This window comes from Streptomyces shaanxiensis, from assembly GCF_039537145.1.
In the GTDB taxonomy this organism is placed as follows: Bacteria; Actinomycetota; Actinomycetes; order Streptomycetales; family Streptomycetaceae; genus Streptomyces; species Streptomyces shaanxiensis.
Map to the genome: position 1 here is coordinate 36534 of NZ_BAAAZY010000031.1, position 23672 is coordinate 60205.

Here is a 23672-nt window from a genome sequence, read left to right on the forward strand (position 1 = left end):
GCAGGCAAGATGGGCGGAAGAGCACATCACCGCGTGCCGCGGCAGGACACCTGCCGTACGCCGGGCGTTCAGTCCGAGGTCGCTCCGGCGATCAAGGTGCGCAACGCGCCTGAAATGGTGTTGTGGTGTGATGCTCAGGTGCCCGACCGCCTCCCGCGGTACCGGAGACAGGCGGCCTGACCAGCAAGGATGGGGAAGCGGAAGATGGACAAGCAGCAGGAGTTCGTGCTCCGGACGTTGGAGGAGCGCGACATCCGGTTCGTACGGCTGTGGTTCACGGACGTGCTGGGCTTCCTCAAGTCCGTGGCCGTGGCCCCGGCCGAGCTGGAGCAGGCCTTCGACGAGGGCATCGGCTTCGACGGCTCGGCGATCGAGGGATTCGCCCGCGTATACGAGTCCGACATGATCGCCAAGCCGGACCCGTCGACGTTCCAGATCCTGCCCTGGCGCGCCGAGGCCCCCGGCACGGCCCGGATGTTCTGCGACATCCTCATGCCGGACGGCTCCCCGTCCTTCGCGGACCCGCGCTACGTCCTCAAGCGCGCCTTGGCCCGCACCTCGGACCTGGGGTTCACCTTCTACACCCACCCCGAGATCGAGTTCTTCCTGCTGAAGGACCGCCCCCTCGACGGCTCGCGCCCGACCCCCGCCGACAACTCCGGCTACTTCGACCACACCCCGCAGAACATCGGCATGGACTTCCGCCGCCAGGCGATCACCATGCTGGAGTCGATGGGCATCTCGGTCGAGTTCTCCCACCACGAGGGCGCGCCGGGCCAGCAGGAGATCGACCTGCGCTACGCCGACGCGCTGTCCACGGCGGACAACATCATGACGTTCCGCCTGGTCATGAAGCAGGTGGCGCTGGAGCAGGGGGTCCAGGCGACCTTCATGCCGAAGCCGTTCTCCGAGCACCCGGGCTCAGGGATGCACACCCACCTGTCCCTCTTCGAGGGCGACCGCAACGCGTTCTACGAGTCCGGCGCCGAGTACCAGCTCTCCAAGGTCGGCCGCTCCTTCATCGCGGGCCTGCTGAAGCACGCCGCGGAGATCGCCGCCGTCACCAACCAGTGGGTGAACTCCTACAAGCGCATCTGGGGCGGCTCCGAGCGCACCGCCGGCGCCGGCGGCGAGGCCCCCTCGTACATCTGCTGGGGCCACAACAACCGCTCCGCCCTGGTCCGCGTCCCGATGTACAAGCCCGGCAAGACGGGCTCCGCGCGCGTCGAGGTCCGGTCGCTGGACTCGGGTGCGAACCCGTACCTGGCCTACGCGATGCTGCTGGCCGCAGGGCTCAAGGGCATCGAGGAGGGCTACGAGCTCCCGCCCGGCGCCGAGGACGACGTGTGGGCGCTCTCCGACGCCGAGCGCCGCGCGATGGGCATCGAGCCGCTCCCGCAGAACCTGGGCGAGGCGCTGACGCTGATGGAGCGCAGTGACCTGGTCGCCGAGACGCTCGGCGAGCACGTCTTCGACTTCTTCCTGCGCAACAAGCGGGCGGAGTGGCACGAGTACCGCTCCGAGGTGACCGCGTTCGAGCTGCGGAAGAATCTGCCGGTTCTTTAGTGCGCCTACTCGCCGTGGGGGGCGCGGGTTGTGGTGCGGCCTGCCCGCCGGTGGGGGCTGGTCGCGCCCACGCGGCGGAGCCGCCGCATATCGATACAGCCCCGCGCCCCTGAAACGGTCGGCTAACTTGCCGCCTGCTTCGAGAGCAGCTCGTGCAAGGGCTCCGACACCCTGCGGCGGTACTCCTGGATCGACCAGCCATTGCCGTCCGGGTCCTTGAAGTACATGAACGTCGCGCCGTCGTCCGGGGCGTACTGGACCGGCTCCGAGATCTCCAGGCCTCGTTCCACCAGTTCCGCCCGGGCCGCCTTGATGTCGGCGACGCAGAGTTGCAGGCCCTGGTAGGAACCGGGCTCGGGTACGGTTTCGCCCTTGGTCATGTCCCAGATGCTGTCGCCGAGGGCGATCGAGCAGCCGGAGCCCGGAGGCGTCAGCTGGACGATGCGCATGCCCGGCATGACCTCCTGGTCGATGTCGACGTGGAAGCCGACCTTGTCCCGGTAGAAGTCGCGGGCCCGGTCGATGTCGCTCACGGGCAGCGGGATCACTTCGAGGGTGAAGTCCATCGCTAGTCCTCCATGGTGAATCGCCAGCGGGTCTGGCTGAACGGCTCCCCCTTACCGAAGCCGAAAACCGTGCCCGGCGCCACCGAAAAGACATAGGCGTCTCCCGCGCCGTGGTGGAAGCGGCCGCCCGCGACCTCGAAGTGCCAGAAACTGCCGTACTTCGCCTCCCACCCGGCGGCCAGTTCGCGTAGTCGCGCGTCGTCGGTGATTCGCACCGCCTCGCCCTCGACCACGAGGTCGTACCCCTTGTCCCAGGTGTTCGTGCCGGTCGTCAGGACGACGTGCGGGTTCAACGCCAGGTTCCTCGCCTTGCGCTCCTGCGGGCCGGTGCAGAAGTGCAGCGCGCCCTGCGACCAGACCGTCGGCAGCGGGGTGACGTGCGGCCGCCCGTCCGGCCGTACCGTCGAGATCCAGAACAGCTCGGCCCCGGCCAGCAGCTTCTCGGCCTCGGCCCAGTCGGTCGCCGTGGCCGTCTCGTCGCTGTAGCGCGTATCCAGCCGGGTCTGCGGTTGCTTGTCGGTCATCGGGCCGCCCTCCAGACATGTCGTTGCACAAGGCTGACCGCACGGGTCGCCGGAACTCATCGGCGCCACTCCCAGGTACTCCGGTTAGGCTCGTCCGCGTACGACCTTGATCGGGCGCGTACGACCCTGATCGGAACGGGAGGCCGACCATGACGGCGCCGGGGCGCAGGAGCAGTACCTTCACGCGGCTGCTGCGGCACGGATTCACCGACCCGTCGGCCGCCGAGCGGCTCCTGGAGAGCGCCGAGCTCGCAGCGATCAGGAACGACCCGGTACTCCTGGAGGCCCTCGGCGCCACCGCCGACCCGGACCTCGCCCTGCACGGTCTCGTCCGGCTCCTCGAAGCGCAGCCCGACCCCGTCGCCCAGCGGCAACTGGTCGACACGGTGATAGCGGCCAAGCCCCTGCGCGACCGGCTGCTCGGTGTGCTCGGCGCCTCCTCGGCGCTCGCCGACCACCTCGCCAAGCACGCCGACGACTGGCAGGCACTGGTCATGTACGAGCCGCGGGACCTGCACCCGGAGGTGGAGGAGTTCGAGCTCGGCCTCGCCGAGGCCACCGACCCGGTCTCCCTGCGCGTCGCCTACCGGCGCTGTCTGCTGTCCATCGCCGCCCGTGACGTGTGCGGCACCACCGACGTGGCCCAGACCGCCGCCGAGCTCGCCGACCTCGCCACCGCGACCCTGCGCGCCGCGCTCGCCATCGCCCGCGCCGCCGCGCCGGAGGACGCCGCGCTGTGCCGGCTCGCGGTGATCGCGATGGGCAAGTGCGGGGGCCACGAGCTGAACTACGTCTCCGACGTCGACGTCATCTTCGTCGGCGAGGCCGTGGACGGCGCGGACGAGGGCAAGGCGGTGCGGTCGGCCACCAAGCTCGCCTCGCACATGATGCGGATCTGCTCGGAGACGACCGTCGAGGGGTCCATCTGGCCCGTGGACGCCAATCTGCGGCCCGAGGGCCGCAACGGTCCGCTGGTCCGCACCCTCAGCAGCCACCTCGCCTACTACCAGCGCTGGGCCAAGACCTGGGAGTTCCAGGCGCTGCTGAAGGCGCGCCCGGTCGCGGGCGACATCGAGCTGGGCGAGGAGTACGTCGCCGCGCTGGAACCGCTGGTCTGGAAGGCCGCCGAGCGGGACAACTTCGTCGCCGACGTGCAGAAGATGCGCCGCCGGGTCGTCGAGAACATCCCCGTGGCCGAGGTGGACCGCCAGCTCAAGCTCGGCCCGGGCGGACTCAGGGACGTCGAGTTCGCCGTACAGCTGCTGCAGTTGGTGCACGGCCGGGACGACGCGTCCCTGCGCAGCGGCACCACGCTGGACGCGCTGCAGGCGCTCGCGGCGGGCGGCTACGTCGGCCGCGCCGACGCCGCCCAACTCGACGACGCCTACCGCTTCCTGCGCTCCATGGAGCACCGCATCCAGCTCTACCGCCTGCGCCGCACGCACCTGGTGCCCGAGGACGAGGCCGACCTGCGCCGCATCGGCCGCTCCCTCGGCCTGCGCGCCGACCCGGTCGCCGAGCTGAACCGCGAGTGGAAACGGCACGCGAGTGTCGTACGGCGCCTGCACGAGAAGCTCTTCTACCGCCCGCTGCTCGACGCCGTCGCCCAACTCGCCCCGGGCGAGGCCCGGTTGAGCGCCGGGGCGGCGCGCGAGCGGCTGATCGCGCTCGGGTACGCCGACCCCGCCTCCGCGCTCCGGCATCTGGAGGCGCTGGCCTCCGGCGTCACCCGCAAGGCGGCCATCCAACGCACCCTGCTGCCGGTCCTGTTGGGCTGGTTCGCGGACTCGGCGGAGCCGGACGCGGGCCTGCTGAACTTCCGCAAGGTGTCGGACGCGCTCGGCAAGACCCCCTGGTATCTGCGGCTGTTGCGGGACGAGGGCGCCGCCGCCGAGAACCTCGCCCGCGTCCTGTCGGCCGGCCGCCTCGCCCCCGACCTGCTGATGCGGGCGCCCGAGGCGGTGGCCCTGCTCGGTGACGGCGACGGCGGCTCCGGTCTGGAGCCGCGCTCGCGCGGCCACCTGGAGCAGGAGATCCTCGCCGCGGTGGGCCGCGCGGACGACGCCACGCAGGCGGTCACGGCGGCCCGCGGTGTGCGCCGCCGCGAGCTGTTCCGTACGGCCGCCGCGGACATCATCGACTCCTACGGCACCGAGACGAAGCCGGCCGAGGCGGATCAAGGTGCGCTGGTGGACCGCGTCGGCGCGGCGGTGTCCGACCTGACGGCGGCGACACTGGCGGGCACCCTGCGTGCGGTGGTGCGGGAGGGGTGGGGCGACACGCTGCCCACCCGGTTCGCGATCATCGGCATGGGGCGGTTCGGCGGGCACGAGCTGGGCTACGGCAGCGACGCGGACGTCGTCTTCGTGCACGAGCCGCGGGACGGCGTCGACGAGCACGAGGCCTCGGCGGCCGCGAACCGGGTCGTCTCGGAGATGCGCCGGCTGCTGCAGATCCCGAGCGCGGATCCCGTGCTGCTGATCGACGCCGATCTGCGCCCGGAGGGCAAGTCGGGGCCGCTGGTGCGCACGCTGAACTCGTACGACGCGTACTACCGCCGGTGGTCCCTGATCTGGGAGTCGCACGCGCTGCTGCGGGCCGAGGCGGTGGCCGGTGACGAGGAACTGGGGCGGCGTTTCATCGACCTGATCGACCCCCTGCGCTACCCCGCCGAGGGGCTGGGGGAGGACGCCGTGCGGGAGATCCGCCGGCTGAAGGCCCGAATGGAGTCCGAACGGCTTCCTCGCGGCTCCGATCCCAAGCTGCACACCAAGCTCGGGCCCGGCGGTCTCTCCGACGTCGAGTGGACGGTTCAGCTGCTGCAGCTCCAGCACGGCTGGGCGGAGCCGGGGCTGCGTACGACACGGACGCGGGAGGCCCTCGCCGCCGCGTGTGCGGCCGGGCTCCTTCCGGCCGAGGAGGCGGCCATCCTGGACGAGGCGTGGGTGCTGGCGACGCGGGTGCGCAACGCCGTGATGCTGGTGCGGGGGCGGGCCGGGGACACCTTCCCGTCGGATGCCCGGGAGGTGGCGGCGGTGGGGCGGTACCTGGGGTACGAGCCGGGGCATGTGGGGGACATGCTCGACGCGTATCGGCGTACGACGCGTCGGGCGCGGGCTGTGGTGGAGGAGCTGTTCTACGGAGCGTGAGGCTTCGGCTCGTGGGGGGGCGCGTCGATGCCTGCGGCGGCCCGTGGCGCTGAGTGGGGGTGCGCGTAGCGCCTACGCGTGAGTCGTGGGTCGGGGCCGCGCCGGGGGGTGTCCGTCCTCGGTCGGGCGCCTCGGTTCGTCAGGAGCTTGGTCGGCGTTGACGCCCGCCGCTGCGGGCGGACACCCCCCGGCACGTGCCCCGGCCGCCGTGGGCGGGTGCGGGTTCGTGCGGGGTTGCCGCGGCAGTGCGTGCGGCAGCGCTCCGTACCACAGGCGTGCCACCGTGTAGCCGAAGGCCAGGCAGAGGAGGCCGCCCACCGCGTCCAGCCAGAAGTGGTTGGCCGTCGCGACGATCACCACCAGGGTGGCGGTCGGGTACAGCAGGCCCAGGACGCGTACCCAGGGGATCCTCGCCAGCGCGAAGATCGTCAGTCCGCTCCAGACGGACCAGCCGATGTGCATGGACGGCATCGCGGCGTACTGGTTCGACATGTTCTTCAGGTCGCCGGAGGCCATCGAGCCCCAGGTGTCGTGGACCAGGACCGTGTCGATGAAGCCGCCGTTGGTCATCAACCGCGGGGGAGCGAGCGGGTACAGGTAGTAACCGACCAGGGCCACGCCGGTCGTCGCGAAGAGGACCAGGCGGGTCGCCGCGTAGCGGCCGGGATGGCTGCGGTAGAGCCAGACCAGGACGCCGAGCGTGACGATGAAGTGCAGGGTCGCGTAGTAATAGTTCATGCCGACGATGAGCCAAGCCACCGAGTTCACGGTGTGGTTGATCGACTCCTCGACGGCGATGCCGAGATGGTGCTCCAGCTCCCAGAGCCAGTCGGCGTTGCGCAGCGCCTCGGCCTTCTGCTCCGGAACCGCGTTGCGGATGAGTGAGTACGTCCAGTAACTCACCGCGATCAGCAGGATCTCGAACCAGAGGCGGGGGCGGCGCGGGGTGCGCAGTCGGCCCAGGGGGCCGGGACGCGTCTCGGCCGTGACGGGGTGCGGAACGGCCGCTTCGCGGCCTTCCAGTGTCGTCACGGTCGTCTCACCCATGAGCACAGAGTCTGCCAGATAAGCCTTCCCCGACCGATCATCCCTCGGGTGGGTTCAGGACGCATGTTCTACGGCGGGCGTACAGCCCCATTCTCCTACCGACGCAGGGCGGGGTGCGGGGATTCTCCGCCCTGGGGACGAGTTAGGAGTGGTTCCTGTTCCCAGGCCCCGAAGCGGTCGAACCGCGCACCACCAGCTCCGGCATGAACACGAACTCGCTGTGGGGGGCCGGAGTCCCGCCGATCTCCTCCAGCAGCGTGCGCACCGCCGCCTGTCCCATCGCCGGGACCGGCTTGCGGACCGTGGTGAGGGGCGGGTCGGTGAAGGCGATCAGGGGGGAGTCGTCGAAACCGACCACCGAGATGTCCCTCGGGACCTCCAGGCCGCGTTGCCGTGCCGCCCTTATCGCGCCCAGCGCCATCATGTCGCTGGCGCAGACGACCGCGGTGCAGTTCCGGTCGATCAGCGCCGTGGCCGCCGCCTGGCCGCCCTCCAGGGTGTACAGGGAGTGCTGGATCAGCTCGGTCTCTATGACGTTCGTCGGCAGGTTCAGCTGGTCCTGTATCGCGCGGACGAAGCCCTCGATCTTGCGCTGGACCGGGACGAAGCGCTTGGGGCCCAGGGCCAGGCCGATGCGGGTGTGGCCCAGGGAGGCGAGGTGGGTGACCGCGAGCGTCATGGCGGCGCGGTCGTCGGGGGAGATGAAAGGTGCCTGGACCTTGGGGGAGAAGCCGTCGACCAGGACGAAGGGGACGCCCTGGGCGCGCAGCCGCTCGTAGCGCTGCATGTCGGCGGTGGTGTCGGCGTGGAGGCCGGAGACGTAGATGATGCCGGCGACGCCGCGGTCGACGAGCATCTCGGTCAGCTCGTCCTCCGTCGAGCCGCCCGGGGTCTGGGTGGCCAGCACCGGGGTGTAGCCCTGCCTGGTCAGTGCCTGGCCGATGACCTGGGCCAGGGCCGGGAATATCGGGTTCTCCAGCTCCGGGGTGATCAGGCCGACCAGGCCCTCGCTGCGCTGGCGCAGCCGCACCGGACGTTCGTAGCCGAGCACGTCGAGCGCGGCCAGCACGGACTGGCGAGTGGTGGCGGCGACGCCCGGCTTCCCGTTGAGGACGCGGCTGACGGTCGCTTCGCTCACCCCCGCCTGAGCAGCGATGTCTGCAAGCCGTGTGGTCACGGCACTGGACTGTACCGGCCGTATGTCGCCTTGCACACCAATCGGACGCCGTGGGCGACCTGTTGGCCGTCCCCGACCCGGTTGCTGTGTCATCGCACTCCCTCGTGACAGTGATGGCAAGAGCTTGCAGAGTCTTGCACAGACCGTCTCTGTACCGCTCCACCCCTGTAAAGAAGCGTCTCACGACGGTCGCCGAGAGGTCACACCCGGGTAACTTCAGCGTTCTCTTGCACTTTTTTTCTGCAAGGTCTTTCGTCGAGCTTTCAACGCTGTTACGTTCACGTCGCCCGGCGGCCGCAACGGCGCAGTCGGCAAGACAGCAGGGTCAGGCAGACGGGGCCGACCTTGCATCACTCGGGCTTTCACCCTCAAGGAGTTCTCATGCGGCGTGGCATAGCGGCCACCGCGCTGGTGGCGTCCCTCGCCCTCGCGGCGACGGCCTGCGGCGGAAGTGACAGCGGCGACAGTGCCGACGGGCCGGTCACCATCACCTGGTGGGACACCTCCAACGCCACCAACGAGGCGCCGACGTACCAGGCCTTGGTCAAGGAGTTCGAGGCCGCCAACAAGGACGTCAAGGTCAAGTACGTCAACGTCCCCTTCGACCAGGCGCAGAACAAGTTCGACACGGCCGCCGGCTCCAAGGGTGCCCCGGACGTGCTGCGCTCCGAGGTCGGCTGGACGCCCGCCTTCGCCAAGAAGGGCTTCTTCGCGCCGCTGGACGGCACCGAGGCCCTCGCCGACGAGAGCAAGTTCCAGCCCAGCCTGATCGAGCAGGCCAAGTACGAGGGCAAGGTCTACGGCGTTCCGTTCACCACGGACACGCTCGCCTTCGTCTACAACAAGGACCTGTTCAAGAAGGCCGGCGTCGAGGCCCCCAAGACCTGGGACGACCTGAAGAAGGCCGCCGCCAAGATCAAGGACAAGACCGGCGTCGACGGCTACTGGGGCTCCACCCAGGCCTACTACGCCCAGACGTTCCTCTACGGCGAGGGCACCGACACCGTCGACGCCGACGCCAAGAAGATCACCGTCGCCGGCGCCGAGGCCAAGAAGGGCTACGAGACCTGGCTGGGCCTCTTCGACGGCAAGGGCCTGCACAAGGCCGACACCACCGCCGACGCCTACGCCCACATCCAGGAGGCGTTCGTCAACGGCAAGGTCGCCGCGATCATGCAGGGCCCGTGGGAGATCACCAACTTCTACAAGGGCTCGGCGTTCAAGGACAAGGACAACCTCGGCATCGCCACCGTCCCGGCCGGCTCCTCCGGCAAGGCGGGCGCCCCGACCGGCGGCCACAACCTCTCCGTGTACGCGGGCTCGGACAAGGCGCACCAGGAGGCCGCGCTGAAGTTCGTGAAGTTCATGACCTCGGCGAAGTCCCAGGAGACCATCGCCCTGAAGAACAACACGCTGCCCACCCGTGACGACGCCTACACCGCAGAGGTCAAGGCCGACCCGGGCATCGCCGGCTACCAGGGCGTCCTCTCCGCCGCCCAGCCGCGCCCGGCCCTGCCCGAGTACAGCTCCCTGTGGGGCCCGGTGGACACCGAGCTGCTGAAGATCGCCGGTGGCAAGGTGTCCCTGGACAAGGGCCTGAGCACCGCCGAGACCTCGATCGCCAAGCTGGTCCCGGACTTCAGCAAGTGACCCCGAGTGACCGCCGGATCGCCCTGAATCATGGGGGGAGCGATCCGGCGGTCACCGGCCTGTGCGCCGTACACCCACGAGCCGCACACTCGAACGAGCCGTACACCCTTGATCTGTCGATCTTCATGAAGGTTGTCGAACCATGACAGTCGCCATCGACCGCGCGACCGGGAAAACCCGAGGCGGGCGCGGGCCGCGCCGCGGGCCGCTCCAGCGCCTGAAGCACGGCTACCAGAAGCACTGGTACGCCTACGCGATGATCGCTCCGGTGATGATCGTCCTCGGCGTCCTCGTGCTCTACCCCCTGGTGTACGGCTTCTACCTCACCCTCACCGACGCCAACAGCCTCAACAGCGCACGCACGATCGGCGTCAACGAGATCGAGGCCACCTACAAGTACATCGGCTTCGACAACTACGCCGACATCCTGTGGGGCGAGACGGCGTACGACCGCTTCTGGTCGCACTTCATCTGGACGATCTTCTGGACCGCGGCCTGCGTCACCCTCCACTACACCATCGGCCTCGGCCTCGCCCTGCTGCTCAACCAGAAGCTGCGCGGCCGCACCCTGTACCGGCTGATCCTCATCCTGCCGTGGGCCGTGCCGACCTTCGTCACCGTCTTCGGCTGGCGGTTCATGCTCGCCGACGGCGGCATCATCAACTCGTTCCTGGAGACGCTCCACCTGCCGACGCCGCTGTGGCTGGAGGACACCTTCTGGCAGCGGTTCGCCGCGATCATGGTCAACACCTGGTGCGGTGTGCCGTTCATGATGCTCTCGCTGCTCGGCGGGCTTCAGTCCATCGACTCCTCGCTGTACGAGGCCGCCGAGATGGACGGCGCGAGCAAGTGGCAGCAGTTCCGCTACGTCACCCTGCCGGGCCTGCGGTCTGTCAGCTCCACCGTCGTACTCCTCGGCATCATCTGGACCTTCAACCAGTTCGCCATCATCTTCCTGCTGTTCGGCGACACCGCCCCGGACGCCCAGATCCTTGTCACCTGGGCCTACTACCTCGGCTTCGGACAGCAGCCGCGCGACTTCGCGCAGTCGGCCGCCTACGGCATGCTGCTGCTGGCCATCCTGATCGTCTTCACCTCCTTCTACCGCCGCTGGCTGAACCGCAATGACCAGCAGCTCGCGATCTGAGGCAGGAGTCCCCATGAGTACGACCACTGTTGAGACCCCGGTGAACAAGCAGGACTCCGTGACCACTGCCACCCCGCGCAAGGTGCGCCGCCGCGGCGAGAACAGCCTCGGCACCTCCCTCGTCTCCCACGGCATCCTGATCGTGGCGAGCCTGATCGCGCTCTTCCCCGTGGCCTGGCTGGTCTTCCTGTCCCTCGGCCCGGACAAGGACGACTACCTCCACCCGGGCGGCATCTGGGGCAAGATGACGCTCGACAACTACACGTTCGTCCTCCAGGAGACGAAGTTCTTCGACTGGCTGCTGACCACGATGGTCGTCGTGCTCGGCACCACGCTCATCGGCGTGATCATCTCCGCCACCACCGGCTACGCGGTCTCGCGGATGCGCTTCCCGGGCTACAAGAAGTTCATGTGGGTGCTCCTGGTCACCCAGATGTTCCCGGTGGCCGTCCTCATGGTGCCGATGTACCAGATCCTGTCGGACCTGCAGCTCATCGACACCTATATCGGCCTCATCCTCGTCTACTGCTCGACCGTCGTCCCGTACTGCGCGTGGCTGATGAAGGGCTACTTCGACACCATCCCGTTCGAGATCGACGAGGCGGGACGCGTCGACGGGCTGTCCCCCTTCGGCACGTTCACGCGACTGATCCTGCCGCTCGCCAAGCCGGGCCTGGCGGTCGCCGCTTTCTACAGCTTCCTCACGGCCTTCGGCGAGGTCGCGTTCGCGTCCACGTTCATGCTCTCCGACACGAAGTACACCTTCGCCGTCGGTCTGCAGACCTTCGTCAGCGAGCACGACGCGCAGCGCAACCTCATGGCCGCGACGGCGGTGCTGATCGCCATACCGGTGTCCGCGTTCTTCTACTTCGTGCAGAAGAACCTGGTGACCGGCCTCACCGCGGGCGGCACCAAGGGCTGAGCCCCGGGCTCACCACGACTCCCGCGCGCCTTGTCGCGCGGGTGGCGGCCGCGGTGGCCATCCGACCCCGCTGTCACCGCGGCCGCCTCACATCCGTGTGCCGAAGAACCCCGGGCTTCCGAAAAACGCTGAAAACCTGCAAGCCGCACCATTCATACGTGACCCGAATCCAGTTACGCATCAAGGACGCCATGAGCCAGCACTCCGCCGACCCGGCCCCGACCCCCACCTCCGCTGCGGCCGTCGCCACCGTCGCCAAGCGTCGCGACTGGTGGCGGGACGCGGTGATCTACCAGGTCTATCCGCGCAGCTTCGCCGACAGCAACGGCGACGGCATGGGCGACCTGGAAGGCGTACGCTCCCGCCTCCCGTACCTGCGCGACCTCGGCGTGGACGCCGTGTGGCTCAGCCCCTTCTACGCCTCCCCGCAGGCCGACGCCGGCTACGACGTCGCCGACTACCGGGCCGTCGACCCGATGTTCGGCAACCTGCTCGACGCGGACGCGCTGATCCGCGACGCCCACGGGCTGGGGCTGAGGATCATCGTCGACCTGGTGCCCAACCACTCCTCGGACCAGCACGAGTGGTTCAAGCGGGCGCTCGCGGACGGCCCCGGCTCCCCGCTGCGGGACCGCTACCACTTCCGCCCCGGCAAGGGCGCCGACGGCGAACTCCCGCCCAACGACTGGGAGTCCATCTTCGGTGGCCCGGCCTGGACCCGGGTGACGGAGCCGGACGGCACCCCCGGCGAGTGGTACCTGCACCTCTTCGCCCCCGAGCAGCCCGACTTCAACTGGGAGCACCCGGCAGTCGGAGACGAGTTCCGCTCGATCCTCCGCTTCTGGCTCGACATGGGCGTCGACGGCTTCCGTATCGACGTCGCGCACGGCCTGGTGAAGGCCGAGGGCCTGCCGGACCTGGGCGACCACGATCAGCTCAAGCTGCTGGGCAACGATGTCATGCCGTTCTTCGACCAGGACGGCGTACACGCGATCTACCGCCAGTGGCGCACGATCCTCGACGAGTACGCGGGCGAGCGGATCTTCGTGGCCGAAGCCTGGACACCGACCGTCGAGCGGACCGCGAACTACGTCCGTCCCGACGAACTGCACCAGGCCTTCAACTTCCAGTACCTGTCGACGGAATGGGACGCGGACGAGCTCCGCAAGGTCGTCGACCGCACCCTGGACGCGATGCGCCCGGTCGGCGCCCCGGCCACCTGGGTCCTCTCCAACCACGACGTCACCCGCCACGCCACCCGCTTCGCCAACCCGCCCGGCCTCGGCACCCAGATCCGCACCGCAGGCGACCGGGAACTCGGCCTGCGCCGGGCCCGCGCGGCGACCCTGCTGATGCTGGCCCTGCCCGGCTCGGCGTACGTCTACCAGGGCGAGGAGCTCGGCCTCCCGGACGTCGTCGACCTGCCCGACGAGGTGCGCCAGGACCCGGCGTACTTCCGCGGCGCCGGCCAGGACGGCTTCCGCGACGGCTGCCGGGTGCCGATCCCGTGGACGCGCGAGGGATCGTCGTACGGCTTCGGCAGCGGGGGCAGCTGGCTGCCGCAGCCGGCGACCTGGGCCGAGCTGAGCGTGGAGGCGCAGACCGGCGTCGCGGGCTCGACCCTGGAGCTGTACCGCGCCGCCCTCGCGGCCCGCCGCGAGCACCCCGACCTCGGCGCCGGCGACACGGTGGAGTGGCTCCGTGCACCCGAGGGCGTCCTGGCCTTCCGCCGCGGCGAGTTCGTCTGCGTCGCCAACACCACCGGCGAGTCCGTGACCCTCCCGGCCCACGGCCGCGTGCTGCTCACCAGCGGCGAGATCACCGAGGCGGACGGCGAGACGAAGGTCCCGTCGGACACGACGGTGTGGTGGACGACGGCCTGACGGCCACCGACGACGGCCTGTGGCCCACCCCGCTCAGGCGGTGGTGGGCCACAGGCCGTTGAGCAGGCCGGCTACTTCCAGGTGTCGGTCGAGGTGTGGCCGCTCGACGTTCCCGTCGTGTACGAGCGGTTCGTGCCCGACTCCCAGGTGACGTTCCCGGAACCGTCCTTCTTCACGTATTTGTACTCGAAGGCCGTGCTCTTCGGAACGATCACCGATTTGCTCCACGTCGGGTACGACGCCGAGGAGAGCGGGATCGCGTCGGCCGTGTTCCAGGAGCCGAGGGAGGCGATCGAGCCGACGACGTAGACGTTGGTGCCCCAGTCGGTCGTGGCGTTGACGTTGAAGGTCACGTCGGTGGCGTTCGTGTTCGCCACGTTCCAGGAGTTGCTCAGGCTGACGGCAGAAGTCGTCGTGGTCGCCGAGCGGTTGGCGTTCGACTCCCAGGTGACGTTCCCCGAGCTGTCCTTCTTCACGTATTTGTACTCGAACGACGTGTTGACCGGCACACTCACCGCCCCCGACCAGATCGGGTAACCCGTCGACGACAGCTTCACCGCCTTCGCCGTGTCCCAGCTCCCCAGTGCCGCGATCGAACCGACCACGTACACGTCCTGCCCGGATGACGTCGCCGCGTACTCGTTGAACGTCGCCGTCACCGTCGAGGTGCCGTCGTCCGGCTCCTCGCAGGCCGTGTCGCAGGGTGTGAACTCACCGTCGTAGAAAGCGATCGCGCTCTTCGCGGGCATCGTGAGGGTCGCGTTGCCGCCCGAAACCGTCACCGTCGTCGCGCCGTTGTCGATCACGTTCGTGTACGTGCCGTCGGCCATCCCTGTGGCGAAGGTGTACGTCGCCGCCGACGAGCCGTTGTTGATCGCGATGTAGCCAGCCGTGCCCCGGCTGAAGCCGATCACGCTCGACGACTTCGTCGACCAGTTGGCCACCGCTTCCGAACCGACCGCGTTGTGCCACTTCACCATGCCCGTGACGGCGGTGTCGCGGTGCAGGCAGTACCAGCCGCTCGAGCAGTTCGTGTCCGTCACGAAGCCGTTCGAGTTGGGTGGCGCCTGGTCGGACGACGAGAACTCGAAGCCCGAGTACACCGTCGGTGTCGACCACTTGTAGGCGAGCTGGAAGACGTTGGCGAGCCGGTAGGTGTCGCCGTCCTTGTAGCTCATGTGCAGGCCGTTGCGCTCGGTGTCGTGGTTGGTCACGAAGGACACCGAGTTGGCGGGGGTCAGCACCCCGGACGACGGCAGCGACTCCAGGTCGCTCACATTCCCCTGGAACGCCGACTTCACCTTGCTGGCGTAACCGAAGTCCAGGACGTCGCCCGCGGAGTAGTAGTCGGAGGCGGCCGGGGTCGAGCCCGGATACACCTCCTGGAAGATGTACGGCTCGGCGCCCGCGGTCGTGTTGTCCAGCTTCGCCCAGATCGCGTTGAGGTCGGCGACCGGCATGTGCTTGGCCGCGTCGATACGGAAGCCGTCGACGCCCAGGGCGAGCTGCTTGTTGAGGAACGCCGCGATGCCCGAGCGGACGTCGTCGTCCTCCGTCTCCAGGTCGGGCAGGCCGAGCAGTTCGCAGTTCTGGATCTCCGTGAGGTTCGACCAGTCGTCGATGATCAGGTCGGAGTCCGCGCACTCGGCGGACGTGTGGTAATCGTCCGGATCCCAGTCGGGGGTGTCGTACTTGTTGGTGAGCGTCGTGCCGTTGTAGCCGGTGCCGGTCTGGGCGGCGGTGTGGTTGATCACCGCGTCGGTGTATACCTTCACGCCCGCGTCATGGCAGGCGTCGACCATCGAGGCGAACTGCGCCGCCGTACCGAAGCGGCCGCTCAGGTCGTAGGAGTACGGCTGGTAGACATCCCACCAGTAGTAGTTGGTCTGCTTCAGTGACTCGGCCGGCGGGGCGACCCACACCGCGCCGTAGCCGTTCGGACCGAGCACGTCCGTGCACTCCGCGGCGACGGAGTCCCAGTTGTAGGACCAGAGGTTGGCGATGACATCGCCGGAGGTCGTGGCGCCCGCGTGGGCGGGAGCGGCGGGCAGGGCGACGGCTCCGGCGAGGGCGAGTGCGCCGGCCGCCGCGGCGGTCAGGGCACGGCGGAGGGCCCCAGGGGGACGGGGTCTGGTGGTCATGTGCGGCTCCGTTACCGGTGTTCGGGATGTCGATCAGCGGTCAGGGATTCAACAACTGGTGAGCGTGGGGGAGTTGAGAAGGGCACGTCAAGGTTGCGGATGAAAGTACTTGCTATGACTTTCAACTCTCTTGCTGTAAACCTTTCGCGGCGGTACGGTCACGCCGGTGCCCGGCAACGAAGCCGCGCCGCGGCGCAGGGGGGGACCCGACTGAGCCGCCTTCGCAAGGAGTTCGCCCGTGATATCCAGATGGGATGCGCCCCCTGGGCGCCGTACCGTGACCGCCGCCCTCACCGCGTTCGCCGCAGCCGCCGCGGCGGTCGTGATGGCCCCCGGCGACACCGCCTCCGCCTCCCCGCCCGGCACCAAGGACGTCACCGCGGTGATGTTCGAGTGGAACTTCGCCTCGGTCGCCAAGGAGTGCACCAACACCCTCGGCCCCGCCGGTTACGGGTATGTCCAGGTCTCCCCGCCCGCCGAGCACATCCAGGGCTCGCAGTGGTGGACGTCGTACCAGCCCGTCAGCTACAAGATCGCCGGTCGGCTGGGGGACCGGACGGCCTTCCGGAACATGGTGAACACCTGCCACGCGGCAGGGGTGAAGGTCGTCGCCGACACCGTCATCAACCACATGTCGGCGGGCAGCGGCACCGGCACGGGTGGTTCGTCGTACACGAAGTACAACTACCCCGGCCTGTACTCCTCCTTCGACTTCGACGACTGCACCGCGCAGATCACCAACTACGCGGACCGTGCGAACGTCCAGAACTGCGAACTCGTCGGCCTCGCCGACCTCGACACCGGCGAGTCCTACGTCCGCGGCGCCATCGCCGGGTACATGAACGACCTGCTCTCCCTCGGCGTCGACGGCTTCCGCATCGACGCGGCCAAGCACATCCCGGCCGCCGACCTCGCCAATATCAAGTCGCGCCTCAGCAACCCGAGCGTCTACTGGAAGCAGGAGGCCATCTATGGCAGCGGCGAAGCCGTCCAGCCCACCGAGTACACGGGAAACGGCGACGTCCAGGAGTTCCGCTACGCCTACGACCTCAAGCGCGTCTTCAACAATGAGAACCTTGCCTACCTGAAGAACTACGGCGAGGGCTGGGGCTACATGAGCAGCGGCGTCTCCGGTGTCTTCGTCGACAACCACGACACCGAGCGCAACGGCAGCACCCTGAACTACAAGGACGGCGCCAACTACACGCTGGCCAACGTCTTCATGCTCGCCTACCCGTACGGTGCCCCGGACATCAACTCCGGCTACGAGTGGTCCGACACGGACGCGGGCCCGCCCAGTGGCGGTGCAGTCAACGCCTGCTGGCAGGACGGCTGGAAGTGCCAGCACAACTGGCCCGAGATCAAGTCCATGGTCGCCTTCCGCAATGCCACGCGCGGTGAGGCCGTCACCAACTGGTGGGACAACGGGGGCGACGCGATCGCGTTCGGGCGGGGCAGCAAGGGCTACGTGGCCATCAACCACGAGTCGAGCAGCCTGAGCCGCACCTACCAGACCTCCCTCGCGGCGGGCACGTACTGCAACGTGCAGAACAACACGACGGTGACCGTGAACTCCAGCGGCCAGTTCACCGCCACCCTGGGCGCCAACACCGCCCTGGCGATCTACGCCGGCAAGACCAGCTGCTGAGGCGTCACGCCCTCGACGCGGCCACCCCTGTCACGGCTGTACACGCCGGCGCAGGGGTGGCCGTTCGAGGATCTCGATGTACATGATCCGGCCGTCCACTACGTCGAGGATCAGCATGCCGTCGGCGGGCACGAGCGGCACGCACCGATGGCCCGGGCCGTAGGGCTGTCCGTCCGGGTGATCCGCCGTCCGGATGCTCTGGCAGAAGTCGCCCCCGCAGCCGCACTCGCCGACCATACGGACGTCCCGCACGCAGATGGCCAGCTCGCGCTCGCCCTCCTCCTCCAGGAGCTGGGCCAGTTCGTCGACGAGCTCCGGGAAGACCTCGCGGACGAGGGGTGGTTCCTGATCCATGCGGGGACGGTAGCCAGCAGAGCTCGCGCGTGGCGACCGATTATGCGCGGGACGCGCGGGGTTGACGTGTTCAGAACATCGCTCAGCATCGCCGGTACCTGGACCCCGCTCGCGGACACCGAGGCCAACCCCTTCGCACGGTCCACCAACGTCACCTTCGACGGCACCCCCTGGACCCAGGACATCAGCCACGGCGAGATGCTCCGCGACGGCGTCGACCAGACCCTCACCATCAATCCGTGCCGCCTGCGCTACCTCTACCAGGGCATGGACCCGGCCGCCTCCGGCCCCTACAACACCCTGCCCTGGCGGCTGGGCCTGCTCACGCAGACCAACTCTCCCTGCTGAGAGACTTGGTGAAAGTCCTTGCCGATGGTTTCAAGCCTCTTGCTGTAATCCTTACGGCGGCGATACGTTTCGCGCGGGGTCGGACCCATGAGAGCCGTAATCGCAAGGAGCCCATCTGTGATAGCGAGATGGCCGTCGCCGTCGAGGCGCCGAACCACCCATATGGGACGGGTCGCTGCGGTCGCCGTGACCGCGCTGGCCGCAGCGCTCGTCCAGCCCCTCGCGGCGGGGGCGGACGCCCCGCCTCCGCCCCCGTCCGACGCGAAGCTCGCCGCCGAGCCCGCCCGGCACGACGCCACGCGCGAGCAGTTCTACTTCGTCCTGCCGGACCGTTTCGCCAACGGCGACACCGGCAACGACAAGGGCGGCCTGACCGGTTCCCGCATGTCGACCGGCTACGACCCCACCGACAAGGGCTTCTACCAGGGCGGCGACCTCAAGGGCCTGACCAAGAAGCTCGACTACATCAAGGGCCTGGGGACCACCTCCATCTGGATGGCCCCGATCTTCAAGAATCAGCCGGTGCAGGGCACCGGCGACAATGCCTCCGCCGCCTACCACGGTTACTGGATTACGGACTTCACCCAGGTCGACCCGCACTTCGGGACGAACAAGGACCTGGAGACCCTCATCTCCAAGGCCCACGCCAAGGGCATGAAGGTCTTCTTCGACGTCATCACCAACCACACCGCCGACGTCGTCGACTACGAGGAGAAGTCCTACGGCTACCTCTCCAAGGGCGCCTTCCCGTACCTGACCAAGGACGGCGAGCCCTTCGACGACGCGGACTACGCGGACGGGAGGTCCGGGTTCCCGGCCGTCGACACCGACTCCTTCCCGCGCACGCCGACCGTCCCCGCCGCGAAGAAGAACGTCAAGGTCCCGTCGTGGCTCAACGACCCGACGATGTACCACAACCGCGGCGACTCCACCTTCGCCGGTGAGAGCTCCACCCACGGCGACTTCGGCGGCCTCGACGACCTGTGGACCGAGCGTCCCGAGGTCGTGACGGGGATGGAGAGGATCTACCAGCGCTGGGTGCGGGACTTCGACATCGACGGCTTCCGGATCGACACCGTGAAGCACGTCAACACGGAGTTCTGGACCCAGTGGGCCACGGCGCTGGACGCCTACGCGGCAAAGCAGGGCCGCGACGACTTCTTCATGTTCGGCGAGGTCTACTCCGCCGACACGAACGTCACCGCGCCGTACGTCACCCAGGGCCGCCTCGACGCCACGCTCGACTTCCCCTTCCAGGAGGCGGCACGGCAGTACGCCTCCCAGGGCGGCAGCGCGCAGAAGCTCGCGGGCGTCTTCGGTGACGACTACAAGTACACGACCGACAAGGCCAACGCCTACGAGCAGGTCACCTTCCTCGGCAACCACGACATGGGCCGCATCGGGTACTTCCTGAACCAGGACAACCCGAAGGCGACCGACGCGGAACTCCTCGCCAAGGACAAGCTCGCCAACGAGCTGATGTTCCTCAGCCGCGGCAACCCGGTCGTCTACTACGGCGACGAGCAGGGCTTCACCGGAGCAGGCGGCGACAAGGACTCCCGCCAGACCCTGTTCGCCTCGAAGACCGCCGACTACCTGGACGACGACCAGATCGGCACCGACCGCACCCACGCGAGCGACGCCTACGACACGAGCGCACCGCTCTACCGGCAGATCGCCGAACTCGCCAAGCTCCGCAAGGCCAACCCGGCCCTCGCCGACGGCGTCCAGACCGAGCGTTACGCGGCCGACGGCGCCGGTATCTACGCCTTCTCCCGCACCGACGCCAGGACGGGTGTCGAGTACGTCGTCGCCTTCAACAACGCCGGTGAGACGAAGACGGCCACCTTCGCGACCGGTTCCGCCGACATGGTGTTCAAGGGCATCCACGGCACCGACGACTCCCCGAAGAGCGACGCCGACAAGAAGCTCACCGTCACCGTCCCGGCCGGCTCGGCGATCGTCCTCAAGGCGGCGGGCAGGCTCGCCCAGCCGTCCACCGTGCCGACCGTCAGCCTCGAGGCCCCGGCCGCCGGCGCCACCGGCACGGTCGAGATCGGCGCCGACGTCGACGGCGGGCAGCTCAACCGCGTCGTCTTCGCCGCCCAGGTCGGAGGCGGCAAGTGGAAGACGCTCGGCTCCGCCGACCACGCCCCGTACAAGGTCACGCAGACCATCGGCAAGGACGTACCGGCCGGAACCGCCCTGCGCTACAAGGCGGTTGTCATCGACTCGGCCGGACGCACCGCGAGCGCCACGGCGGCCTCCACCACGGGCACCCCGCCCGCCGAGGAGGTCCCCAGCGCCGCCTCCCGCGACTACGCGATCGTCCACTACAAGCGCACCGACGGCGACTACGCGAACTGGGGCCTGTACGCCTGGGGCGACCTCGCCGACGGCGAGGCCACGAACTGGCCGGACAGCCACCCCTTCGTCGGCCGGGACGCCTACGGCGCCTTCGCCTACGTCAAGCTGAAGCCCGGTGCATCGAACGTCGGCTTCCTCGTCATCGACAAGGACGGCAACAAGGACGTCTCCGCCGACCGCACGATCGACATCTCCAAGACCGGCGAGATCTGGATCGAGCAGGGCAAGGAAGCCGTCCAGACCACCCGGCCCGACTCCCCGGCGCAGGACAGGACCAAGGCCGTCATCCACTACCAGCGCGCCGACGGCGCCTACGACGGCTGGGGTCTGCACGTCTGGACGGGTGCCGCGAACCCCACCGAGTGGTCGAACCCCCTGAAGCCGGTCAAGACTGATACCTATGGTGCGGTCTTCGAGGTACCGCTCACCGACGGTGCCACCAGCCTCAGCTACATCCTCCACAAGGGCGACGAGAAGGACCTGCCCGCCGACCAGTCCCTCGACCTCACCGCCAACGGCCACGAGGTGTGGCTGTTGAGCGGCCAGGAGAAGTACCTGCTCCCGCAGCCGGCGGGTTCCGCGGCCGCGCTCGACCTGACCACCTCGAAGGCGGTCTGGATCGACCGGAACACGCTCGCCTGGAACGGCTCCGAGACGGCCGCCTCCACCCAGCTCCTGTACAGCCGGGCCGGCTCGATCGAGGTGAAGGACGGCGCGCTGACCAGCGACGACGAGCGTTGGCTGCGCCTGTCCAAGACCTCCCTCACCGACGCCCAGAAGGCGAAGTTCCCGCACCTGAAGAACTACACCGCCTGGTCCGTCGACCCGCGTGACCGCGACCGGGTCCGCGAGGCCCTGCGCGGCCAGATCGTCGCCTCCCAGCGCGCCGCCAACGGTGCCGTCCTGGCCGCGACCGGCGTCCAGATCGCCGGCGTACTCGACGACCTCTACCCGGGCGCGACGAAGGCCGACCTCGGGCCGACCTTCGACAAGGGCCGTCCGACGCTGGCCGTCTGGGCGCCCACGGCCCAGTCGGTCAAACTGGAGATCGGCGGCTCCACCGTCGCCATGAGGCGGAACGACACCACCGGCGTCTGGTCCGTCACCGGCCCCAGGTCCTGGAAGGGCAAGGCGTACCGGTATGTGGTGAAGGTCTGGGCGCCCGGCGTCCGGAAGATCGTCACCAACAAGGTCACCGACCCCTACTCGGTCGCCCTGACCGCGAACTCCGAGCGCAGCCTGGTCGTCGACCTGGGCGACAAGGCGCTGGCGCCGAGCGGCTGGTCCTCGTACACCAAGCCCAAGGCCGTGCCGCTGAAGGACGCCCAGATCCAGGAGCTGCACATCCGGGACTTCTCCATCGCGGACAAGACGGTGCCCGCGAAGGACAAGGGCACCTACCTCGCCTTCACGGACAAGCTCAGTGACGGCTCCAAGCACCTGAAGAAGCTGGCCGAGGCGGGTACGTCGTACGTCCATCTGCTGCCGGCCTTCGACATCGCCACGATTCCCGAGAAGAGGTCCGAGCAGGCGAGTGTCGACTGCGATCTGGCCTCCTTCCCGGCGGACTCGGACAAGCAGCAGGAGTGCGTGGCGAAGATCGCCGCGAAGGACGCGTACAACTGGGGCTACGACCCGTACCACTACACGGTTCCCGAGGGTTCGTACGCCACCGACCCGGACGGCACCGGCCGTACGGTGGAGTTCCGCAAGATGGTCAAGGCGCTGAACGAGGACGGCCTGCGGGTCGTCATGGACGTCGTCTACAACCACACGACGTCGAGCGGTCAGGCGGACACCAGCGTCCTGGACAAGGTCGTCCCCGGCTACTACCAGCGTCTCCTCGCCGACGGTTCGGTCGCCAACAGCACCTGCTGTGCCAACACGGCACCCGAGAACGCGATGATGGGCAAGCTGGTCGTCGACTCGATCGTCACCTGGGCCAAGGAGTACAAGGTCGACGGCTTCCGCTTCGACCTGATGGGCCACCACCCCAAGGCCAACATCCTGGCGGTCCGCAAGGCCCTGGACGCGCTGACCCTGGCCAAGGACGGCGTCGACGGCAAGAAGATCATCCTGTACGGGGAGGGCTGGAACTTCGGCGAGATCGCCGACGACGCCCGCTTCGTGCAGGCCACCCAGAAGAACATGGCGGGGACGGGGATCGCGACGTTCTCCGACCGGGCGCGCGACGCCGTGCGCGGTGGCGGGCCCTTCGACGAGGACCCCGGCATCCAGGGCTTCGCGTCCGGGCTGTACACCGACCCCAACTCCTCGAAGAACAACGGCACGTCGGCCGAGCAGAAGGCCCGCCTGCTGCACTACCAGGACCTGATCAAGGTCGGTCTGTCCGGCAACCTCGCCGCCTACCGGTTCACCGACACCGACGGCAAGGAGGTCACCGGCGCCGAGGTCGACTACAACGGACAGCCCGCCGGCTACGCGGACGCCCCCGGCGACGCCCTCGCCTACGCCGACGCGCACGACAACGAGTCGCTGTTCGACGCCCTCGCCTTCAAGCTGCCGTCCTCGACGAGCGCGGCCGACCGGGCTCGTATGCAGGTCCTCGCCATGGCCACGGCCACCCTGTCGCAGGGCCCGGCGCTCTCCCAGGCCGGCACCGACCTGCTGCGCTCGAAGTCGCTGGACCGCAACTCCTACGACAGCGGCGACTGGTTCAACGCGATCCACTGGAACTGCGCCGACGGCAACGGCTTCGGGCGGGGGCTGCCGATGGCGGCCGACAACAAGGACAAGTGGCCGTACGGCACGCCCCTGTTGAGTACCGTCAAGGTGGGCTGCGAGCAGATCGAGGGCACCTCGGCGGCGTACCAGGACCTGTTGAAGATCCGTTCGTCGGAGTCGGCGTTCTCCCTCGACACGGCGGACCAGGTGCAGTCGAAGCTCTCCTTCCCGCTGTCCGGGAAGGACGAGACGCCCGGCGTGATCACCATGCGGCTCGGTGACCTCGTCGTCGTCTTCAACGCGACGCCCGCGAAGCAGGAGCAGCGGATCGACGCGCTGGCCGGCGAGGGCTACCGGCTGCATCCGGTGCAGGCCTCGGGCGCGGACCCTATCGTCAAGTCCTCGTCCTTCGAGGGGAAAACGGGCACGTTCGCCGTTCCGGGTCGGACTGTCGCCGTCTTCGCACGGGCGCTTTGACACGGCGCTAGCTTGAGTGGG

14 protein-coding genes and 1 pseudogene are annotated in these 23672 nt (G+C 68.7%); 9 read left to right on the forward strand and 6 right to left on the reverse strand.

The annotated features are described in order from the left end of the window. The first annotated feature begins 204 nt into the window (after window positions 1–204). The gene (glnA, locus tag ABD932_RS40885; RefSeq protein WP_126391783.1) at window positions 205–1566 is read left to right on the forward strand and encodes a type I glutamate--ammonia ligase; all 1362 of its coding nucleotides are present in this window, start codon (window positions 205–207) and stop codon (window positions 1564–1566) included. A 122-nt stretch (window positions 1567–1688) separates the two neighbouring features. Here glnA and ABD932_RS40890 read toward each other — a convergent pair whose 3' ends face one another. Both ABD932_RS40890 and ABD932_RS40895 read right to left on the reverse strand, forming a co-directional pair. Next, on the reverse strand, window positions 1689–2132 hold the full coding sequence (locus ABD932_RS40890) for a VOC family protein (RefSeq protein WP_345021200.1): 444 nt from the start codon (window positions 2130–2132) through the stop codon (window positions 1689–1691). A 2-nt stretch (window positions 2133–2134) separates the two neighbouring features. Then, window positions 2135–2656 carry a pyridoxamine 5'-phosphate oxidase family protein gene (locus tag ABD932_RS40895; protein WP_345021202.1) on the reverse strand — a complete coding sequence of 174 codons (522 nt, stop codon included), beginning with the start codon at window positions 2654–2656 and terminating at the stop codon, window positions 2135–2137. Window positions 2657–2805: 149 nt separating this feature from the next. On the opposite strand from ABD932_RS40895, the gene ABD932_RS40900 reads away from it, so the two are divergent. Then, a complete protein-coding gene (locus ABD932_RS40900; RefSeq protein ID WP_345021204.1) occupies window positions 2806–5805 on the forward strand; it encodes a bifunctional [glutamine synthetase] adenylyltransferase/[glutamine synthetase]-adenylyl-L-tyrosine phosphorylase in 3000 nt (999 codons plus the stop codon). A 72-nt stretch (window positions 5806–5877) separates the two neighbouring features. Here ABD932_RS40900 and ABD932_RS40905 read toward each other — a convergent pair whose 3' ends face one another. Next, a complete protein-coding gene (locus ABD932_RS40905) occupies window positions 5878–6852 on the reverse strand; it encodes a phosphatase PAP2 family protein (protein WP_345021206.1) in 975 nt (324 codons plus the stop codon). A gap of 142 nt (window positions 6853–6994) precedes the next feature. After that, window positions 6995–8029: a LacI family DNA-binding transcriptional regulator gene (locus ABD932_RS40910; protein WP_345021208.1), complete on the reverse strand. Its 1035-nt coding sequence runs from the start codon at window positions 8027–8029 to the stop codon at window positions 6995–6997. A 381-nt stretch (window positions 8030–8410) separates the two neighbouring features. Here ABD932_RS40910 and ABD932_RS40915 point away from each other — a divergent pair, with 381 nt between their 5' ends. The 4 genes from ABD932_RS40915 to ABD932_RS40930 all read left to right on the forward strand — a co-directional run bounded on the left by ABD932_RS40915 (window position 8411) and on the right by ABD932_RS40930 (window position 13631). Next, complete coding sequence (locus ABD932_RS40915; protein ID WP_345021209.1) at window positions 8411–9679, forward strand: extracellular solute-binding protein; 1269 nt, start codon at window positions 8411–8413, stop codon at window positions 9677–9679. A gap of 142 nt (window positions 9680–9821) precedes the next feature. After that, window positions 9822–10826, forward strand: coding sequence for a carbohydrate ABC transporter permease (locus ABD932_RS40920; RefSeq protein ID WP_345021210.1), 1005 nt, complete (start codon window positions 9822–9824; stop codon window positions 10824–10826). A gap of 13 nt (window positions 10827–10839) precedes the next feature. Continuing rightward, a complete protein-coding gene (locus ABD932_RS40925; RefSeq protein ID WP_345021211.1) occupies window positions 10840–11748 on the forward strand; it encodes a sugar ABC transporter permease in 909 nt (302 codons plus the stop codon). A 191-nt stretch (window positions 11749–11939) separates the two neighbouring features. Continuing rightward, window positions 11940–13631, forward strand: coding sequence for a glycoside hydrolase family 13 protein (locus tag ABD932_RS40930; protein ID WP_345021285.1), 1692 nt, complete (start codon window positions 11940–11942; stop codon window positions 13629–13631). 71 nt (window positions 13632–13702) lie between these two features. Here ABD932_RS40930 and ABD932_RS40935 read toward each other — a convergent pair whose 3' ends face one another. Further along, on the reverse strand, window positions 13703–15772 hold the full coding sequence (locus tag ABD932_RS40935; RefSeq protein WP_345021212.1) for a carbohydrate-binding module family 20 domain-containing protein: 2070 nt from the start codon (window positions 15770–15772) through the stop codon (window positions 13703–13705). A 325-nt stretch (window positions 15773–16097) separates the two neighbouring features. On the opposite strand from ABD932_RS40935, the gene ABD932_RS40940 reads away from it, so the two are divergent. Continuing rightward, window positions 16098–17420: an alpha-amylase gene (locus ABD932_RS40940; RefSeq protein ID WP_345021287.1), complete on the forward strand. Its 1323-nt coding sequence runs from the start codon at window positions 16098–16100 to the stop codon at window positions 17418–17420. Between the two features lie 30 nt (window positions 17421–17450). Here ABD932_RS40940 and ABD932_RS40945 read toward each other — a convergent pair whose 3' ends face one another. Then, entirely contained in the window at window positions 17451–17774 is a 324-nt protein-coding gene (locus ABD932_RS40945) for a hypothetical protein (protein ID WP_345021214.1), read from the reverse strand. Window positions 17775–17843: 69 nt separating this feature from the next. Here ABD932_RS40945 and ABD932_RS40950 point away from each other — a divergent pair. Both ABD932_RS40950 and pulA read left to right on the forward strand, forming a co-directional pair. Further along, window positions 17844–18122: pseudogene (locus ABD932_RS40950) on the forward strand (non-reducing end alpha-L-arabinofuranosidase family hydrolase); the annotation flags it as partial. Window positions 18123–18284: 162 nt separating this feature from the next. Further along, window positions 18285–23651, forward strand: a complete 5367-nt coding sequence (gene pulA / locus ABD932_RS40955) for a pullulanase-type alpha-1,6-glucosidase (RefSeq protein WP_345021216.1) — start codon at window positions 18285–18287, stop codon at window positions 23649–23651. The last annotated feature ends 21 nt before the right edge of the window (window positions 23652–23672 follow it).

What these genes read in the sequence shown, in the direction of transcription:
- ABD932_RS40945 (WP_345021214.1), bottom strand. Translation starts at nt 17,774, where the DNA reads ATGGATCAGGAACCACCCCTCGTCCGCGAGGTCTTCCCGGAGCTCGTC.
- ABD932_RS40940 (WP_345021287.1), top strand. Translation starts at nt 16,098, where the DNA reads ATGGCCCCCGGCGACACCGCCTCCGCCTCCCCGCCCGGCACCAAGGAC.
- ABD932_RS40920 (WP_345021210.1), top strand. Translation starts at nt 9,822, where the DNA reads ATGACAGTCGCCATCGACCGCGCGACCGGGAAAACCCGAGGCGGGCGC.
- ABD932_RS40930 (WP_345021285.1), top strand. Translation starts at nt 11,940, where the DNA reads ATGAGCCAGCACTCCGCCGACCCGGCCCCGACCCCCACCTCCGCTGCG.
- ABD932_RS40925 (WP_345021211.1), top strand. Translation starts at nt 10,840, where the DNA reads ATGAGTACGACCACTGTTGAGACCCCGGTGAACAAGCAGGACTCCGTG.
- ABD932_RS40905 (WP_345021206.1), bottom strand. Translation starts at nt 6,852, where the DNA reads ATGGGTGAGACGACCGTGACGACACTGGAAGGCCGCGAAGCGGCCGTT.
- ABD932_RS40900 (WP_345021204.1), top strand. Translation starts at nt 2,806, where the DNA reads ATGACGGCGCCGGGGCGCAGGAGCAGTACCTTCACGCGGCTGCTGCGG.
- ABD932_RS40895 (WP_345021202.1), bottom strand. Translation starts at nt 2,656, where the DNA reads ATGACCGACAAGCAACCGCAGACCCGGCTGGATACGCGCTACAGCGAC.
- ABD932_RS40890 (WP_345021200.1), bottom strand. Translation starts at nt 2,132, where the DNA reads ATGGACTTCACCCTCGAAGTGATCCCGCTGCCCGTGAGCGACATCGAC.
- glnA (WP_126391783.1), top strand. Translation starts at nt 205, where the DNA reads ATGGACAAGCAGCAGGAGTTCGTGCTCCGGACGTTGGAGGAGCGCGAC.
- ABD932_RS40935 (WP_345021212.1), bottom strand. Translation starts at nt 15,772, where the DNA reads ATGACCACCAGACCCCGTCCCCCTGGGGCCCTCCGCCGTGCCCTGACC.
- ABD932_RS40915 (WP_345021209.1), top strand. Translation starts at nt 8,411, where the DNA reads ATGCGGCGTGGCATAGCGGCCACCGCGCTGGTGGCGTCCCTCGCCCTC.
- pulA (WP_345021216.1), top strand. Translation starts at nt 18,285, where the DNA reads ATGGGACGGGTCGCTGCGGTCGCCGTGACCGCGCTGGCCGCAGCGCTC.